This window comes from Citrifermentans bremense R1 (genome assembly GCF_000426865.1).
Classification (GTDB): Bacteria; Desulfobacterota; Desulfuromonadia; order Geobacterales; family Geobacteraceae; genus Geomonas; species Geomonas bremensis.
In genome coordinates this window covers 150,127-167,224 of sequence record NZ_AUGE01000006.1, presented here as the reverse complement: position 1 = coordinate 167,224, position 17,098 = coordinate 150,127, and the positions used below count along the sequence as shown (strand labels likewise).

Annotated in this window: 14 protein-coding genes, 1 pseudogene and 2 riboswitches; of the genes and pseudogenes, 11 read left to right on the top strand and 4 right to left on the bottom strand. The window is 60.2% G+C overall.

Annotated features, from left to right (window positions below; genetic code table 11):
- Positions 1 to 19 precede the first annotated feature (19 nt).
- Together K419_RS0107015 and K419_RS0107010 are read right to left on the bottom strand one after the other, a co-directional pair.
- Positions 20 to 295 (bottom strand): annotated as a pseudogene (locus tag K419_RS0107015) (transposase); the annotation flags it as partial.
- Positions 296 to 407: 112 nt separating this feature from the next.
- Entirely contained in the window at positions 408 to 1,559 is a 1,152-nt protein-coding gene (locus tag K419_RS0107010) for a deoxyguanosinetriphosphate triphosphohydrolase (protein ID WP_026840963.1), read from the bottom strand.
- 231 nt (positions 1,560 to 1,790) lie between these two features.
- Here K419_RS0107010 and rsmD point away from each other — a divergent pair, with 231 nt between their 5' ends.
- The 7 genes from rsmD to K419_RS0106975 all read left to right on the top strand — a co-directional run bounded on the left by rsmD (position 1,791) and on the right by K419_RS0106975 (position 8,110).
- Positions 1,791 to 2,372 carry a 16S rRNA (guanine(966)-N(2))-methyltransferase RsmD gene (gene rsmD, locus K419_RS0107005; protein ID WP_026840962.1) on the top strand — a complete coding sequence of 194 codons (582 nt, stop codon included), beginning with the start codon at positions 1,791 to 1,793 and terminating at the stop codon, positions 2,370 to 2,372.
- Complete coding sequence (gene coaD / locus K419_RS0107000; protein ID WP_026840961.1) at positions 2,363 to 2,848, top strand: pantetheine-phosphate adenylyltransferase; 486 nt, start codon at positions 2,363 to 2,365, stop codon at positions 2,846 to 2,848. Before rsmD ends, coaD begins: the two co-directional genes overlap by 10 nt.
- A 39-nt stretch (positions 2,849 to 2,887) precedes the next feature.
- Entirely contained in the window at positions 2,888 to 3,082 is a 195-nt protein-coding gene (locus tag K419_RS0106995; RefSeq protein WP_026840960.1) for a DUF1858 domain-containing protein, read from the top strand.
- Positions 3,083 to 3,476: 394 nt separating this feature from the next.
- Entirely contained in the window at positions 3,477 to 4,043 is a 567-nt protein-coding gene (locus K419_RS0106990; protein ID WP_026840959.1) for a helix-turn-helix domain-containing protein, read from the top strand.
- A gap of 65 nt (positions 4,044 to 4,108) precedes the next feature.
- Entirely contained in the window at positions 4,109 to 6,358 is a 2,250-nt protein-coding gene (locus K419_RS0106985) for an NADP-dependent malic enzyme (RefSeq protein ID WP_026840958.1), read from the top strand.
- Between the two features lie 214 nt (positions 6,359 to 6,572).
- Positions 6,573 to 7,115: a beta-class carbonic anhydrase gene (locus K419_RS0106980; protein ID WP_026840957.1), complete on the top strand. Its 543-nt coding sequence runs from the start codon at positions 6,573 to 6,575 to the stop codon at positions 7,113 to 7,115.
- A 605-nt stretch (positions 7,116 to 7,720) separates the two neighbouring features.
- Positions 7,721 to 8,110 carry a hypothetical protein gene (locus K419_RS0106975; protein WP_026840956.1) on the top strand — a complete coding sequence of 130 codons (390 nt, stop codon included), beginning with the start codon at positions 7,721 to 7,723 and terminating at the stop codon, positions 8,108 to 8,110.
- 18 nt (positions 8,111 to 8,128) lie between these two features.
- Here K419_RS0106975 and rocF read toward each other — a convergent pair whose 3' ends face one another.
- On the bottom strand, positions 8,129 to 9,019 hold the full coding sequence (gene rocF, locus K419_RS0106970; protein ID WP_026840955.1) for an arginase: 891 nt from the start codon (positions 9,017 to 9,019) through the stop codon (positions 8,129 to 8,131).
- Between the two features lie 26 nt (positions 9,020 to 9,045).
- Complete coding sequence (locus tag K419_RS0106965) at positions 9,046 to 10,155, bottom strand: putative NPN-dependent ornithine cyclodeaminase (protein ID WP_026840954.1); 1,110 nt, start codon at positions 10,153 to 10,155, stop codon at positions 9,046 to 9,048.
- A 212-nt stretch (positions 10,156 to 10,367) separates the two neighbouring features.
- On the opposite strand from K419_RS0106965, the gene K419_RS0106955 reads away from it, so the two are divergent.
- From K419_RS0106955 to K419_RS0106940, 4 genes are all read left to right on the top strand, one after another.
- A complete protein-coding gene (locus tag K419_RS0106955; RefSeq protein ID WP_026840953.1) occupies positions 10,368 to 12,011 on the top strand; it encodes a methyl-accepting chemotaxis protein in 1,644 nt (547 codons plus the stop codon).
- A 217-nt stretch (positions 12,012 to 12,228) separates the two neighbouring features.
- A complete protein-coding gene (gene lepA, locus K419_RS0106950; RefSeq protein WP_026840952.1) occupies positions 12,229 to 14,028 on the top strand; it encodes a translation elongation factor 4 in 1,800 nt (599 codons plus the stop codon).
- A 52-nt stretch (positions 14,029 to 14,080) separates the two neighbouring features.
- Positions 14,081 to 14,758: a signal peptidase I gene (gene lepB, locus K419_RS0106945; RefSeq protein WP_026840951.1), complete on the top strand. Its 678-nt coding sequence runs from the start codon at positions 14,081 to 14,083 to the stop codon at positions 14,756 to 14,758.
- A gap of 306 nt (positions 14,759 to 15,064) precedes the next feature.
- Positions 15,065 to 15,141, top strand: a riboswitch (cyclic di-GMP riboswitch).
- A gap of 111 nt (positions 15,142 to 15,252) precedes the next feature.
- Positions 15,253 to 15,328, top strand: a riboswitch (cyclic di-GMP riboswitch).
- A gap of 89 nt (positions 15,329 to 15,417) precedes the next feature.
- Positions 15,418 to 16,953, top strand: coding sequence for a c-type cytochrome (locus K419_RS0106940; RefSeq protein ID WP_026840950.1), 1,536 nt, complete (start codon positions 15,418 to 15,420; stop codon positions 16,951 to 16,953).
- Positions 16,954 to 17,098 lie beyond the last annotated feature (145 nt).

Sequence of the window (17,098 nt, the reverse complement as noted above, 5' to 3'; positions counted from 1 at the left end):
GCTATTGGTCGATCCCGGACTTTTTTTTAAGCCAGTCCAGTTCCATCTTCAACCGCCCGATCTCGGAGTAAAGCCGCTCCGGACTGGCCGCCGGATCATCGGGCTTCGGGCCGCGCTTAGTCTCGAAGATGCCTGGCGCCTGCGCGATGAGCTCTCGTTTCCACTCGCCCACCTGAGTCGGATGGACACCGAATTCCTGGGCGATTTCGTTCAGCGTCTTGACGCCGCGGATCGCTTCGAGAGCCACTTTCGTCTTGTACTGGCTGGTGAAACTTTTGCGCTTCCGTTCGCTCATTGCCTGCTCCTTTTATCGCAGGCGCCATCTTAAACTATTGTCCTGAAAATGGGGTCCACTATACCTCCGTGTCCTCTGTGGCGAAGATCTTAAGGTCTTAGGCCTTTAGGGTTTAAACCCTCTCGTACGGCTCGAACAGCCTCTTGAACTCGTCCAGCGCAAACCTGTCGGTCATCCCGGCTATGTAGTCGCAAATCACCCTCTCCCTTCCGTCACGTTCCATCTTCGCCTGGTGCTTCATGGGCAATAGCGTCGGGTGCTTGATGTACATCTCGAAAAGCTCGGCCAGATAACGCTCGGCCTTGACCCGCATCCGCTCTACCTTGTAATGCCGGTACAGGTTCTGGAACAAAAAGCGCTTCAACTGGGCGTTTTTTTCTGCCATGGCTGGACTGAAGGCGACGACCGGAAGGTTCACCCGCTTCAGGTCCTCCTGGGTCTCTATCTTGAGCGTCCGCAGATTCTCGGCCGTGGTGTTGACCAAATCCGTGATCAATACGCCGATCAGGGCGCTCACGGTCTGGCAGACGCCGCGGTCGATGTCGATACCGGGATACTTGGCGAGTATCTTCTCGTGTACCTCGCTCCAGAGCTCGACATTCTTCAGCTGGTTCAGATTGATGTAGCCGGACTTGAGCCCGTCGTCGATGTCGTGGTTGTTGTAGGCTATTTCGTCGGCGGAGTTGATGAGTTGCGCCTCGATGCTGGAAACGGTGCCGGGGAGAAACTCCTGGTAGATGGAGGCGGCAGGGGTGTCGTACTGCGAGGAGTGCTTTACTATCCCTTCGCGCACCTCCCAGGAAAGGTTCAGCCCGTTGAAGTGCGGGTGGCGCTCCTCGAGTTCGTCGACCACCCGAAGCGACTGCAGGTTGTGCTCGAAGCCGCCCGCCCCTTCCATGAGCCGGTTCAACACTTCTTCGCCGGTATGGCCGAAGGGGGTGTGCCCGAGGTCGTGGGCAAGCGCCAGGGTCTCGGTCAGTTCCTCGTTTAGCCCGAGTCTCCTGGCTATCCCCTTCCCTATTTGCGCCACTTCGAGGGAATGGGTGAGCCGGGTGCGGTAGTAATCCCCTTCGTGGTTGACGAAGACCTGGGTCTTGTACTCCAGGCGCCTGAAGGCGGCACAATGGATGATGCGGTCACGGTCCCGCTCGAAGGCGGGCCTGTTGTCCCGGAATTCCTCCTGGTACCTGCGCCCCTTGGAACCGGCGCTGGTCGCAGCGTACCCCGCCAGGTCGGCCCGCTCCATGGCATGCCCCTCTCTCATTCGCACCCCCTGCTCAAGTGAGCTAAAAGTCTGTAATTTATATACACGCTGGCAACAGTGTCAACAGCAAAGTTGATTGACGTGATGGAAGCATCGTGCTAATAGAGCTTCTGCGTTTTGTATTACTTTTAATCTATATGACTGCCCCATCCGAAAACAGAGACATAAGCTGCATCGATGAGGAAGGAGCATGTTCATTCATATGAAATACAGTAACCGGAAGTTCTTTGCATGCGTGTGATCGCGGGTGAGGCCCGAGGGCGCCAGCTCTTCGCCCCCAAGACCATGCGGGTACGCCCTACCTCGGACCGGGTCAAGGAGGCGCTCTTCAGCATACTATTAAGCCGGCTGGGCGACCTGGGCGGCATGAGGGTTTTGGACGTCTTCGCAGGGACCGGGAACCTCGGCATCGAAGCCTTGAGCCGCGGCGCCGATTGCGCCGTTTTCATCGACGCGCACCGGGAATCGGCAGAGGCGATCCGGAAAAACCTGGAGACCACCAGGTTCACGGAGAAGGGAAAGGTCGTGACGCAGGAAGCGGCGGCGGCGCTCAAGTGGCTCGCGCGCGGCGAGAAGCCTTTCCACTTGGTCTTTCTCGATCCACCCTACGGCGAGGGGCACACGGAGCGGGTGCTGGAGCTTCTCTCCTCCTCCCCCCTCATCGATGCAGGCTCGACCGTGGTCGCCGAGTTCGCGGCCAAAGAGGACATTCCCCGCAGTTTCGGCAGGCTAACGGAGATCGAGCGCCGCGTCTACGGCGACACCTCCCTCTCCTTTTTAACTATTTCGGACAGAGGTGAAACGTGCCCCTGAAGCTGGCTGTATATCCAGGCTCCTTCGACCCCGTAACCTACGGGCATCTCGACATCATCGACCGCGGCCTCAAGATCTTCGACGGCGTCATCGTGGCGGTGGCCCGCAACTCCGAGAAGAACGCGCTCTTCACCGTGCAGGAGAGAATCGAGCTTTTGGCCGAGATCCTGAAGGACCGCCCGGAGGCCAGGGTGGAGACCTTCGACGGCCTTTTGGTGGACTACGTGCGGCGCGTCGGCGCCTCCGTCGTCATACGCGGCCTGCGCGCCGTCTCCGACTTCGAGTTCGAGTTCCAGCTGGCCCAGATGAACCGCAACATCACCCGCGACGTGGAAACGTTGTTCATGATGACTTCCGTCCCTTACAGCTACCTCTCCTCTTCCATCGTCAAGGAGGTAAGCTGCCTGAACGGCCCGGTGGACAAGCTGGTCCCGCCGCTGGTGAAAAGCGCGCTGGACGCGAAATTCAGGGGCTGACCGGCATCGACCAGACGCTGCACCTTCTCGGAGGCCCAAGTGATCAGGAAAGAAATGACCATCAGCGAAATCCTCAGGCGTTACCCCGAAACCCTCCCGGTCTTCGAACGCCACCGCCTTGATTGCTACGACTGTCAGCTGGCGGATTTCGAGCAACTGGAGCACGGGGCGACGGTGCACAAGATCGACGTCGAATCCCTCTTGTGCGAGCTCAACAACAACATCAAGAAATAGCACCCCCACTTCCCTTTGATCCCGTCCGCTCGTGACGGGCAAGGCCGCCCCGCGCACGGACGGCCGCCGTTTCCCTGCGCCCCCCAATCTCCGGACCGAGGCAGTTTCACTTAGCCGCCGCTCGCCGAACTTCTTTTCGGCGAGACAGAACGCGGTCCGCTTTGCCGGCGCCAGGTAATGTAAACCTCGAAATAAACCACGGTCACAAAACGGCGCCCCGCCCGGCGACGCGCCCGGCGCAATGCGCGGATCCGCTCTTTACCGGCACTTTCACGACCCTGCCGTGGGCAATTAATTCTTGCTACCAAACAACAATTAAATTGACTTTTTATCAAAACTGAATAATTTTAGGATCAGTAAAACGGTGGATTACACCTAAACAGGAGTGAACAGAATGTCGTCAGAGTACAATATCGGGCCGAGGATCAAGAAGCTTCGTTTGGCAAGGAAGCTGACGCTTCAGGCTGTCGCCAACGAGACCGGTTTCTCCCCGGCGCTTATTTCTCAGATCGAAAACGACAACGTCTCCCCCCCCATCGCGACACTGTCGAAGATCGCCAAGTTCTTCGACGTGAAGCTGGCGCAGTTTTTCAGCGAGGACGAGGACAACCGCAGGTTCGAAGTGGTGCGCGCCGATCAGCGTACCATCGTGCCGCGGGTCATCTCGAAGGAAGGCACGCGCCAGGGGTACTTCTACGAATCCCTCTCCTTCTTCAAGCAGAACAAGAAGATGGACGCCTTCATGGTCACCCTCACCGAGAAGGCTCCGGAGGCCAACACCTACAGCCATGACGGCGAAGAGTTCATCTACGTTATGAACGGCACCGCCGACTTCATCCTGGAAGACCAGAAGATCACCCTTAACGAGGGGGATTCCCTCTATTTCGAATCGACCCTGGGTCACCGGCTCCTAAGCCACGACGGCAAGGAGGTCCGGGTGCTGGTAGTCGTGACCAAGTAGTTGCACCGGCAGCAGATACTTTAATGGCGCATAGCCGCGAATCTGATGAGTCAAAGGAGAAATGCATGAGCAAAAAATTGGGTGCCCTTGATTACCACTCAAGCGGCAGAAAAGGTAAGATCGAAGTCATCGCCACCAAGCCGTGCCAGACCGCAGCTGACCTGTCCCTCGCTTACTCTCCGGGAGTCGCGGAACCCTGCCTGGCCATCCAGGAGAACCCGGACGACGCTTACAAGTACACGGCGAAGGGGAACCTCGTGGCGGTCGTCTCCAACGGCACCGCGGTCCTGGGCCTTGGAAACCTGGGCGCGCTCGCCGGCAAGCCGGTCATGGAGGGGAAAGGTGTCCTCTTCAAGCGGTTCGCCGATATCGACGTCTTCGACATCGAGCTGAACACCGAGAACCCCGACGAGATCATCAAGGCCTGCCAGCTCCTGGAGCCGACCTTCGGCGGCATCAACCTGGAGGACATAAAGGCGCCCGAGTGCTTCTATATCGAGGAGCAGCTGAAGAAGACCATGAACATCCCGGTCTTCCACGACGACCAGCACGGCACCGCCATCATCTGCTCGGCGGCCCTTCTGAATGCCCTGATGCTGGTGCAAAAGAAGATCGAGGACATAAGGATCGTCGTCAACGGCGCCGGCGCCTCAGCCAACTCCTGCGCCAAGCTCGCCATCGCGCTCGGTGTGAAACCCAACAACATGATCATGTGCGACACCAAGGGGGTCATCTACAAGGGGCGCGTCGAGGGGATGAACCCCTACAAGGAACTCTTCGCAGCCGAAACCCACTTCCGCACCCTGGAAGAAGCGGCGGTAGGGGCCGACGTCCTTTTCGGCCTCTCGGCCAAGGGTGCCTTCACCCCGGAGATGGTCCGCTCCATGGCGCCGAACCCGATCATCTTCGCCATGGCGAACCCCGACCCGGAAATCACCCCGGAAGAGGCGCACGCGGTGCGCGGCGACGTGATCATCGCGACCGGCAGGAGCGACTATGCCAACCAGGTCAACAACGTCCTCGGCTTCCCCTTCATCTTCCGCGGCGCGCTCGACGTGCGCGCCACCGCCATCAACGAGGAGATGAAGCTCGCCGCGGTGCACGCCCTGGCGAAACTCGCGCGCGAGGAGGTGCCCGACTCCGTCAGCAAGGCCTACGGCAACGAGAAGTTCAGCTTCGGCCCGACCTACATCATCCCCAAACCCTTCGACCCGCGCGTGCTTTTGCACGTGGCCCCGGCGATCGCCCAGGCTGCCATGGACACGGGGGTCGCGCGCATGCCGATCGCCGACATGGGCAAGTACATCGAGCAGCTCGAGTCCTCGCAGGGCAAGTCCAAAGAGATCATGCGCATGATCATCAACAAGGCGAAGAGCGACCCGAAGAAGGTGGTCTTTTCCGAGGGTGAGGACGACAAGATCCTGCGCGCGGCCCAGGTGCTGGTCGAGGAGGGGATCGCCAAGCCGATCCTGATCGGAGACCAGAAGAAGATCAAGCAGAAGATGGACGATCTCAACCTGGACCTCGACGTGCCGATCATGGACCCGTCCGACTCCGAGCTCACCGAGGAGTACGCCGCGGAGCTCTACCGCTTAAGGCAGAGGAAAGGCCTCACCATTTCCGAGTGCCGCCGCATCATGCGCCGCAAGTCGCGGGCACATTTCGGCAACATGATGGTGCACATGGGGCACGCCGATGCTCTCCTGGGGGGGATCGACACCCACTACCCGGAAACCATCCGCCCCGCGCTGCAGGTCTTAGGCAAGCAGGGGGGGCTCTCCAGCGTGCACGGCCTCTACATGATGGTGTCCAAACAGAACGTCTACTTCCTGGCCGACACCACGGTGACCATCGATCCGACCGCGGAGGAGCTGGCCGAGACGGCCATTCTCGCCGCCGAGATGGTCCACAAGCTCGACATCGAGCCACGCGTCGCCATGCTCTCCTTCTCCAACTTCGGCTCGGTGGACCACCCGCAGACGCGCAAGGTCAAGCGCGCCGTCGAGATCGTCAAGGAGCGCGCCCCCAACCTGATAGTAGAGGGTGAAATGCAGGCCGACACTGCCGTGGTCCCCGATCTTCTGGACGGCTTCACCTTCTCGAAACTGAAGACCCCGGCCAACATCCTGATCTTCCCCGACCTCAACTCCGGGAACATCTGCTATAAGCTCTTGCACCACCTGGGCGGCGCCGAGGCGATAGGCCCGATCCTCATGGGGATGAACAAACCGGTGCACGTACTGCAGCGCGGCGACGACGTCAACGACATCGTCAACATGGCCGCCATCGCCGTGGTGGACGTACAGAACCTGTAGACGGAGCCCCCCTCCCCCGAAAAGGCTCTTCCGAGAGTTGCGGGGATAATCCCCCCCCCTCCCTTGACGGGAGGGGGGACCAAGAGAGACGTTTCCCGTATTTTCTCACGTAAACACAAGGGAGTGCAGTTTTGCTTGACTAATGTCCGGCTTCAGCTTAAAAGACTGCATCCTACAGTGAGTCAAATTAACTTTCGCCAACAAACGGTGCTAAATGACCCTGCTTGACAAAGTACTAACCAACAACGAGAAATTCGTGAAGCCGGGGGCCTTCCCCCCCCTGCCCAAGGACCCTAAGCGGCAACTTGCCATCTTCACCTGCATGGACACCCGTCTGGTCGACTTCCTGGAACCCGCGATGGGGATCAAGCGCGGCGACGCCAAAGTGATCAAGAATGCAGGCAATACGCTGGTCGACCCGAACGGTGGGGTGATCAGGAGCCTCGTGGCGGCGATATTCCTTCTGGGAGTCGAGGAGATCTTCGTCATAGGCCACAAGGACTGCGGCATGTCATCGGTCGACGCGGAAAAACTGAAGGCGAAGATGATAGCCCGCGGCGTCGACCCGTCGGCCATCGACAGCCTCGTTCCCGACCTGGGCCAATGGATGGGAGCCTTCGCCTGCCCCGAGGAGAACGTGGAGCGGGTCACCCAGATCATTCGCAACAGCCCGCTCATCCCCAGGGACGTGCCGGTCCACGGCCTCATCTTCTGCCCCAACGACGGGCACCTGGAGGTGATCGTCAGGGGGTACTGAGTGCCCCCCGCAAAGCAAAATTGAAGGGCCCGTGTCTTGATTCAGACACGGGCCCTTTTTTATAAAAGTGATTTTTTTGAACGCGGGACGCGAAGGGCCCGCAATGCGCGCGTAAAGAACACGCTACGCTTTGCTTCGTTTTGGCAACAATGCTATTAGATACGTTGACTAAGCTAGTTGCAAAGCATAAAGATTGACGGTGCCCGGCGCTCCGATAGGCCACGCGGCGCACGCTCATACCCAGGGGCGTTTAAATTCCGCGGTTCCGGCCTTGTCCCTACCCAAGACGAGGTGTCACCGTGGACAGTAGAAACCCGCAGTAAAAGCAGCCTTCTTTTCCTGTTATGGCCCGTGTTCTCGTACGGTGAACGAGAGCGCGGGCCGCTTTTTTTCAGCAGGAAGCACATCCCGTCGTTGCTCTGTCCAATCACTCCATTGATCCACCAGTTGTCTCGACACCTCGTATGCCTGTTGCTTTCCAGCTTGACATTGAACCCGCAGCTAAATAGATTGTCGGCGCTGGCAAACGGATATTCGACCGCTGCCGCTAAGACAGATAAACCGGACGAATCCGTCCACGACAACAGACTCAAAAGGAGATGCATATGAAAACGTACCGGCGGTTGACAATGGCGCTTGCCTTGGGCGCGGCTATTGCCATGGGGATGGCGGGGTGTCAAGGGGAAGCCAAGGTAGTCAACGTAAACGAGGTCGGCAGCAAGCCCGAAGCCTTCACCGGGGAGTTCACCCTTGCCGGGGTCATGGGCGGGGTTTCGCAGACAGACAAGACCATCATCGGCGTCATGGACCTGAAAGAACTGCAGTGCAAAACCGGCAACTGCGAGAAGCTCTTCATCCCGGTCAAGGTCGCGGGAGAGGCCCCGTCGTTGGGTGACGAGATCAGGGCGACCGGCGCGTTTCACAAGTACCCTCAAGGCTTTCTCTTCGAGGCGAAAAAGATCAAGGTGGTCAAAAAGCACAACCTGAAGAAGTAGCCAGCGGACGCTTCAACTTTACATGATCGCCTCCCCGAAAGCGGAGGCGGCCAGTTCCACGGCGATCTTTGCGGTGCGGTTGCCGTGGTCCAGGATCGGGTTTATCTCCACGATGTCCATGGAGCAAAGAAGCTTCGTATCGGCGATGATCTCCATCAGGAGCTGGGCCTCGCGGTAGGTGATCCCTCCCGGCGAGGTGGTGCCGACGCCGGGAACCTCCAGCGGGTCCAGGCCGTCGAGATCGAGGCTCAGGTGCAGGCGGGTCCTGTGGGCGAGCTTTCCCAGCGCCTCCCGCGCGATGGCGCCGATGCCCCGCTCGTCTATGTCCCTCATGGTGTAGACGTTGACTGAACTCTCCCGCAGCCTGACCTTCTCCTGCGGATCCAGCTCCCGCAGCCCGATCAGGACCACGTCGCTGCCGCTAAGCTTCGGCCCCGGCCTCCCCAGGTGCACCAGTTCCGAATGCCCTTCCCCCAAAAGCGCCGCCAATACCATCCCGTGAATGTTCCCGCTGGGGGAGGTCTCAGGCGTATTGAAGTCGCCGTGGGCGTCGACCCAGATCACCGCCGTCGGCTGTTCATGGGTCACGCCGCCTATGGAGCCAAGCGCCAGCGAATGGTCCCCCCCCATGAAGACGGGGATGCAACCTTGCGCCACCGCCGTGCGGCCTGCCTGATAAACCGTCTCGCAGACCTTCCCTATCGAGGGGAGGTAATGCTGCTGCCGCTCAACGGTCACCACGTCACGTACCGGCACCTCCAGGTTACCTATGTCCTCCACTTGATACCCCAGGCCGGTGAGGCGTGCCGACAGCCCCGCATAGCGCAGCGCCCCCGGGCCCAGGTCGACGCCGCGCTGCTCCTGCCCCAGGTCCAGCGGCACACCTATCATCCTGATACGGCTTTCCATCTTCCCCCCTGCCTTTCCCATTCAGATCATCCCTTGTGCTTCAGATGGTTCCAGAGGTTCACTACGAAATCCTGCGCGTTGGTCAAGAGCCCCACCGCCTGCGCCGAACCGCGGTTGGCCAGTTTGTCCACGCAGAACTCCGTCATGTCCACCACGTAAAAGTAGACCGGCCGCACCCTTCCGTCCTCCATTACCTTGTAGCTGGGAACCATGTTGCCGAAGGCGATGGAGTGCAGTTGCGTGGCCACGGCCAGCACCGTGGTAGCGCGCCGCGCGTGCACTCTCATGGCGTCCTGCGCCTGATAGGCATCGGCGATCACCTCGGGGAGCGGACCGTCGTCACGGATGGAGCCGGCGAGAACCAGGGGAACCCCCTTCCTGGCGCAGGCGTACATGATGCCGTCCGAAAGCCCCAGCCCTTCGATGGTCTGGGGGATCCCCCCTCGCAGGCGCACCTCGTTGATGATGTCCAGATGGTTGTAATGCCCCATCGGCATCACCGTCTGGGTGTAGATGTTCTGCCCGAGGCCGGTGCGAAAGCGCGCCGCCTCCAGGTCGTGGGTTGCAAGCGCGTTCCCCGCCAAAAGTGCGTGGCAGTAACCCGCCTCCACCAGCCCCTGCATCGCGTTGCGGCAGTCCATGTCGAAGGCTACCGCGGGCCCCAGGACCCAGACGATGTAGCCGTGATCCCGGTCGTGGCGCAGCACCTGGTACAACTCGTCGTAGGAGCGGGAAAAGGGAGTCTCGCGGGTGCCGCGGCTGCGAAAGGAGAACTTGTCGGCGAACGGTTCGGCCAGGTTCAGGAAGCCCCCTATGTGCAGGTAGATCCCCTCTTCGCCGTTTTCCGTCCTACCCACCACGACCGGGTCGCCGCGCCGCACGCGACGCGGCTCGACCACCTCCAGCCCCCTTCCCTTGAGTACGATCACGCAGTCCATGCGGCTTTGAGGCGCGAGGAGCCACTCCCCTCCCCCCAGATGCACGTATTCGGGATGGTTCGAGGTGGCGTGGTAGTTTTGCGGCAGCACGCCATCCCCGGGTGCCGGGATCGTGCGCGCCGCCGGGGCGTCGGCCAGCTTGGGCCGGCGGAAATCCGGCGCGGTGAAGTTCGGTATCACATCTGAAAGAGCCGCCATTGAAACCTCCTAGCCCCATGACAAAAGGGGCGGCAGGAGAAACTTTAACATGAGGGAGAAAGCTTACAACTGTTACAGGAAAGCCTCCGGCACAAGGTCAGACAATACTCATCTAAAGTTTCACAGCAGCCATCCGATACGTCTCTCTATCAGGTCCCGGGATACCCTCCGGGCCGGCCTCATGTTGATCGACATATAAAAAGGAGCCCGCGATGAACTTGTGGATGAACTTGAAGGTTAAGACGAAGTGCCTTTTCCTGGTAGCTATAGCAGTGATCACTTTGACAGTATTCGCGGCGACCAGCTTGCAGAAAATGAGCGTCATGGCTAACGACGAAAAGGACCTGAGCGAAGCGGTCACGCACGTGGGCCTTTTAAACGACATGAAGAACGAATTTCTGGCCATCAGGCTGGATCTGGTCTACATGCTGTCCCTCGAGGACGCGGCCAAGCTGCAGGAAAAGGTCGATGACCTGAACCTGCGCAAAAAGGCGATAGATGCGGGACTGGCCAAATTCCTGACCTACGAGTTGGACCCTAAAGAGAGAGAGCAGATCGGGCGGTTCAAGGAGGGATACCAGGCCTACCTGGTGCAGGGGGCGAAACTGCAGGAACTCGCCCTGGCTGCAGTGGGGAACCCGCAGGCGCGCAGCGAGACGACCGCCTTTGCCACCGGTTCGGTCGCCCCGCTTTACAAAAAACCGGCCGAAGCCGTCACCGAGCTGGTCTCCTTCAACGAAAAGTCGGCAGATCAGACCTACCGGCATGATGTCGCCGGCTACCGTTCCGCCGTGGTGGTGATGCTGGTCCTGGCAGGGGTTGCCACCCTGTTCATGGCGCTGATCGGCCTTTTGATCGCCAACTCCATCAGCAAGCCGCTACAGATGGTGTTCAACACCCTGGCCGAAGTCGCCGGGGGCGACCTGACCGCGCGCTCGGGAATCGAGACCAAGGACGAAATGGGGATGCTGGCCGCCGAGGTCAACGTGATGGCGGACAAGCTGAACGAGACCATGAACCGGGTCTCCCAGAACAGTGTGGAAGTGGCCGCTGCCGCCAACCAGTTGCACAGCACCTCCGACCAGATAGCTACCGGGGCCGAAGAGGTCGCGGCCCAGACCGGCACCGTCGCAACAGCCAGCGAAGAGATGGCCGCCACCTCGTCGGAAATTGCCCAGAGCTGCCACATGGCAGCAGAAGGGGGCAAGCAGGCGACGGCCCGGGCCAAAACCGGAACCGCGGTGGTCGAGCAGACGGTTTTGGTGATGAACCGTATCGCACAACAGGTGAAGTCGTCGGCTGCGACCGTAGCCGGCCTTGGCGAGCGGAGCGACCAGATCGGCGCCATCATCGGCACCATCGAGGACATCGCCGACCAGACTAACCTTTTGGCCTTGAACGCCGCCATCGAGGCCGCCCGCGCCGGCGAGCAGGGGCGCGGCTTCGCGGTAGTGGCCGACGAAGTGCGGGCCCTGGCCGAGCGCACCACCCGCGCCACCAGGGAGATCGGCGAGATGATCAAGTCGATCCAGAGCGAGACCAGGGAAGCGGTCGGCGCCATGGAGGAAGGTGTCCGCGAGGTGGAGAACGGCACCAGGGAAGCGGCGAAGTCGGGGGATTCGCTCCAGGAAATCCTGGAACAGATCAGCGAGGTGACCATGCAGGTAAACCAGATCGCGACCGCAGCCGAGGAGCAGACTGCCACCACCGGAGAGATCACCAACAACATCATGCAGATAACCGACGTGGTGCAGGATACCTCCAGGGGCGCCCACACCTGCGCCACCGCGGCAAGCCATCTTGCCGGCCTGGCCGACGACCTGCAGCGCCTGGTAGGGCAGTTCACGCTCAGGTAGGAAAGTAAAACGCATCGTAAATCCGCCCCCTCCTCCCACGAACACCCGGGAGGAGGGGTTTTTATTTTTCCCCAAAAGTTCCCCCTCCCGTCAAGGGAGGGGGAGAGCTTCCCTCTTCAGCTCCTTTTCCCTTAGGTTAAAGCCCCAGAAATCACTTTACAATTAACAACCCCTTCTATATATTTCATGAGTTAACCTCCGCGAGCTAAAGGACAATATGGTAATCGAGCATATCCGCAACTTTTCCATCATCGCCCACATCGACCATGGCAAATCCACTCTGGCAGACCGCCTACTCGAATTCACCGGAACCGTTTCGGCCCGGGAAAAGCAGGACCAGTTCCTGGACAAAATGGACCTGGAACGCGAACGCGGCATCACCATCAAAGCACAGACCGTGCGGCTCAACTACCGCGCCGACGACGGCAAAGACTACATCCTAAACCTGATCGACACCCCAGGCCACGTCGACTTCACTTACGAGGTCTCCCGCTCGCTCACCGCCTGCGAAGGGGGCCTGCTGGTGGTCGACGCCTCGCAGGGGGTGGAAGCCCAGACTTTAGCCAACGTCTACCTGGCCCTCGACGCCAACCTCGAGGTGTTCGTGGTGCTGAACAAGATCGACCTCCCCGCGGCCGAGCCGGAACGGGTCAAGGCCGAGATCGAGGAGATCATCGGCCTCGACACCCACGACGCGGTGCTGGCCAGCGCCAAGGAAGGGATCGGGACCAAGGACATCCTGGAAGAGATCGTCAAGAAGATCCCCCCTCCGCAGGGAGACGCGACCAAGCCCCTGAAGGCGCTCCTTTTCGACTCGTGGTACGACCAGTACCAGGGGGTCATCATCCTGGTCCGCCTGGTGGACGGGACGGTGAAGAAGGGTGACAAGATCCAGCTCATGTCGAACCGCAAGAGCTACGAGGTGCTTAAGGCCGGCGTCTTCTCCCCGGAAATGCGGGAGACCCCGATGCTTTCCGCCGGCGAGGTCGGGTTTATCATCGCCGGGATCCGCGAGGTGGCCGACGCAAAGGTAGGCGACACGGTGACGCTGTTGCACAACCCCTGCGACGCCGCCCTGCCGGGTTACAAAGAGGTGAAGCCGATGGTCTTCTCCGGCCTCTACCCCATCGACACCTCGCAGTACGAGCAGTTGCGCGACGCGCTGGCCAAGCTGAAACTTAACGACTCCTCGTTCTCCTACGACCCCGAGACCTCGCTTGCGCTGGGCTTCGGCTTCCGCTGCGGCTTTCTCGGGCTTTTGCACATGGAGATCATCCAGGAACGCCTGGAGCGCGAGTTCAACCTCGAACTGATCACCACGGCGCCCACCGTCGTCTACCGCGTACACGGCACCGACGGCAGTCTCACCTCGATCCAGAGCGCGAACCAGCTCCCGCCGACCCAGGAGATCGCCTATGTCGAAGAGCCGTTCATCCTCGCCTCGATCCACGTCCCCAACGACTTCGTGGGCGGGATCCTCGCCCTTTGCGAGGAGAAGCGCGGCGTGCAGAGGGAAATCAAGTACCTGACCCCTACCCGCGTCATGGTAGTCTACGAGCTCCCCTTGAACGAGGTGGTGCTCGACTTCTACGACCGGCTGAAATCGATCACCAAGGGGTACGCCTCGCTGGACTACGAGCTTCTGGACTACCGCCAGAGCGAACTGGTGCGCCTCAACATCATGATCAACGGCGAGGTGGTGGACGCGCTGTCGCTCATCATCCACAAGGACAAGGCGTACTACCGCGGGAGGGAACTGGTCTCCAAGATGAAGGAGCTGATACCGCGCCAGATGTTCGAGATCGCCATCCAGGCCGCGGTGGGGACCAAGGTCATCGCGCGCGAAACGGTCAAGGCGATGAGAAAGGACGTCCTCGCCAAGTGCTACGGCGGCGACATCACCAGGAAGCGGAAGCTCCTGGAGAAACAGAAAGAAGGCAAAAAGCGCATGAAGAACGTCGGCAATGTGGAGCTCCCGCAGGAGGCGTTCCTGGCTATCCTCAAGGTAGAGGGGTAGCCCCAACCCGGACGGCTTACGCCTTTCCATCAAGACAAGGGGATCAAAGGGAATGGAAGATTACAAAAACGTCTGCGAAGACAACAAGCCTGCGCAGTCTCCGGTCAAGCCGGACCAGCCGGTCAGGGCGAAGCATGTGGTTCGCGAATACGCAGAGTCGATCATCATCGCGGTCCTTCTGGCGCTCGTGATCCGTACCTTCATAGTGCAGGCCTTCAAGATCCCGTCCGGGTCCATGGAGGATACGCTTGCCATCGGCGACCACCTGCTGGTCAACAAGTTCATCTATGGTTCGAAGATCCCCTTCACCGGCAACCGCGTCCTCACCATCAGGGACCCGCGCCAGGGCGACGTGGTCGTCTTCGAGTACCCGGAAGACCCGTCCAAGGACTTCATCAAGCGCGTGGTAGGCGTTCCGGGAGACGTGGTCGAGGTGAAGAACAAGCGGGTGTACGTGAACGGAAAACTCTACGCGAACCCGCACGAGGTGCACAAGGAGTCCGACAACATCCCGAAGGAGATGAACCCCAGGGACAACAAGGATCCCGTCACCGTCCCGGCCAACTCCTACTTCGTCATGGGCGACAACAGGGACCGCTCCTACGACAGCCGCTTCTGGGGCTTCGTGACCCGCGACAAGATCAAGGGGCTCGCCTTCATCAAGTACTGGTCCTGGGACAAGGACAAGCTCAGGGTCCGCTTCGGGAGCATCGGCAAGCTCATCGACTAGCTCCCTCCCCGTTTCTGTCATTGTCATAAAAAAGCCCCCTGCACGGCCGCGCCGTCCAGGGGGCTTTTTTGCACCTGCGTTCCACTTCTCCGGCAACTTTCTTACTGTCACCGCAAAAAATTTTCACGCATTCAAGCTCTTAGCTGGTACGGCAAAAGTCATAGTGATTTCGCTATGACAGAGACTTTACCTTTAATGAGGAGTGCGCGCATTGGATCAGGTTCGGCTGACAGTGAAAATATTTTTTGTTGACTAGATTTGTAAGAGTCTGATAGCCTCGGCACATCTAGAAAGCAATATATTGGTAGACGACAATACTAAACCATCCGCGAGGGTGGGACGGAAAGCCTACAGGGTCTCCACGAGACAGCCGGGTCGCCGAAATATCAACCACGATATTCCTGCCCCGGCTTTTTTGCGTCCAGGGGCAGGCAAAGGGGAAGGAAACAGGCAGAAACAACTGCCGCAAAAGCGCGCGGCCACATCGACTGGTAGACGACAAATGCTAAACCATCCGCGAGGATGGGGCGGAAAGCCCAAGGGTCTCACCGAGACAGCCGGGTTGCCGAAATATCACGTGAGTTAGATATGACGCAGCGCGGTTTTTTTGTCCCCGAAGTCCACGGCGCCAAGCAGCACAACCCCCAAAAGGAGATCGAATGAAGCAACTGATAAGGACCAAACTTGCAGTTTTGTACCTGTTTCTCATGGCAGTCATCGCAGGCTGCGGCGGCGGAGGGGGCTCCTCCTCCGCCAACGTAGTCAGCGGCGTCGCCGCCGTCGGAGCACCCCTCGCAGGCCAGGTAACCCTGAAGGACTCCTCGGCTCAGCCGCGCGAGAAAAGCGCCGCCATCGACCAGAACGGCAACTTCGCCTTCGACGTCACCGGCATGACAGCACCCTTCATCATGCAGGCCAAAGGGAGCGCCGGCGGGACCAGCCACACGCTGCACTCCTTCGCCAAAGGAAGCGGAAGGGCCAACATCAACCCCCTCAGCGACCTGATCGTGGCGAGCGCCGCTGGCGTCGCCGATCCGGCGACGGCCTACGCGGACCCCGATCCCGCCCACACGAGGCTTACCGGGGATAACCTCGCCGCGGCCAGCACGACGGTACTGGCCAAGCTGCAGCCGCTATTGGCGCAGTTCGGCATCGCGGGGACCGACCCGATCACCGCCCCTTTCGTTGCGAACCATCAGAACATGGACCTGATGTTCGATCAGGTAACAGTGACCTTGTCGGCGGGCGCGGTCAGCATCGTCAACAAGCAGAGCGGGAGCGTCATCTGTAACGGAAGCGTGATGGATCTTGCCGCAGCCACCTTCAATGCGGCAGCTATCCCGGTTCCCGCAACCGGCGCTCTCGACGGGATGGCACTTTACAACCAGTACTGCGACGGCTGCCACGGCACGGCAAAGCTGGGGAGATCGGCGCTGGCGATACATAGTGCTATCATCACCAACACCGGCGGAATGGGAAGCCTGCGCACCCTCACCGACGCGCAGATCACCGCAATAGCGGCCGCGGCAGCGCCCGTGATGACGCCTCCTCCGCCGGCGTCGACGCCGCTGGATGGGCAGGCGCTCTACACCCAGTACTGCAACGGCTGCCACGGCAGCGCCAAACTGGGTAAAACCGCACTGGCGATCCAGGGGGCAATCAATGCCAACACCGGTGGGATGGGAAGCCTGAGCACCCTTACCGCGGCCCAGGTCGCGGCGATAGCGACTACCACAGCACCTGTGGTGACGCCACCGCCGGCGACCACGCCGCTGGACGGGCAGGCGCTTTATACCCAGTACTGCAACGGCTGCCACGGCAGCGCCAAACAGGGGAAAACAGCGCTGGCAATTCAGGGGGCCATCAATGCCAATACCGGGGGGATGGGAAGCCTGAGCACCCTTACCACGGCCCAGGTCGCGGCGATAGCGACCACCACAGCACCCGTGGTGACGCCTCCGACTCCCCCTGCCTGCGGCAGCTGCCATGCCATACCTCCGGCTAACGGCAAGCACGCCTACCATAGCACCCGCGCCACGTGCGCCAACTGCCACGGCACCGGCTACAGCACGACCACAGTCAATGCCGCCACCCATGCCAACGGCGTGAAGAACCTGGCAACCAGCATCGGCTGGAATTCGACCAACCGAACCTGCTCCAACTCCTGCCACGGCACCAAGGCGTGGGGGATTTAGGAGTAAAAGGTGAGTCACTTTGAGGCAAATCCCCCCTGTCCCCCCTTCGCAAAAGGGGGGGACGCAATAGCCTCTTCTTTGCCAAAGTGGGGAGAGTGCAACATCCATCGATGATGAAGATGTACTTCGCATAAAGAAAGCCCCT

Excerpts from the sequence above, each read along its gene's own strand:
- K419_RS0106975 (WP_026840956.1), top strand. The coding sequence starts at position 7,721 with ATGAAAACGTACCGGCGGTTGACAATGGCGCTTGCCTTGGGCGCGGCT.
- lepA (WP_026840952.1), top strand. The coding sequence starts at position 12,229 with ATGGTAATCGAGCATATCCGCAACTTTTCCATCATCGCCCACATCGAC.
- K419_RS0106965 (WP_026840954.1), bottom strand. The coding sequence starts at position 10,155 with ATGGCGGCTCTTTCAGATGTGATACCGAACTTCACCGCGCCGGATTTC.
- K419_RS0106985 (WP_026840958.1), top strand. The coding sequence starts at position 4,109 with ATGAGCAAAAAATTGGGTGCCCTTGATTACCACTCAAGCGGCAGAAAA.
- K419_RS0106955 (WP_026840953.1), top strand. The coding sequence starts at position 10,368 with ATGAACTTGTGGATGAACTTGAAGGTTAAGACGAAGTGCCTTTTCCTG.
- rsmD (WP_026840962.1), top strand. The coding sequence starts at position 1,791 with ATGCGTGTGATCGCGGGTGAGGCCCGAGGGCGCCAGCTCTTCGCCCCC.
- K419_RS0106940 (WP_026840950.1), top strand. The coding sequence starts at position 15,418 with ATGAAGCAACTGATAAGGACCAAACTTGCAGTTTTGTACCTGTTTCTC.
- K419_RS0106980 (WP_026840957.1), top strand. The coding sequence starts at position 6,573 with ATGACCCTGCTTGACAAAGTACTAACCAACAACGAGAAATTCGTGAAG.
- K419_RS0106990 (WP_026840959.1), top strand. The coding sequence starts at position 3,477 with ATGTCGTCAGAGTACAATATCGGGCCGAGGATCAAGAAGCTTCGTTTG.
- rocF (WP_026840955.1), bottom strand. The coding sequence starts at position 9,019 with ATGGAAAGCCGTATCAGGATGATAGGTGTGCCGCTGGACCTGGGGCAG.
- lepB (WP_026840951.1), top strand. The coding sequence starts at position 14,081 with ATGGAAGATTACAAAAACGTCTGCGAAGACAACAAGCCTGCGCAGTCT.
- K419_RS0107010 (WP_026840963.1), bottom strand. The coding sequence starts at position 1,559 with ATGAGAGAGGGGCATGCCATGGAGCGGGCCGACCTGGCGGGGTACGCT.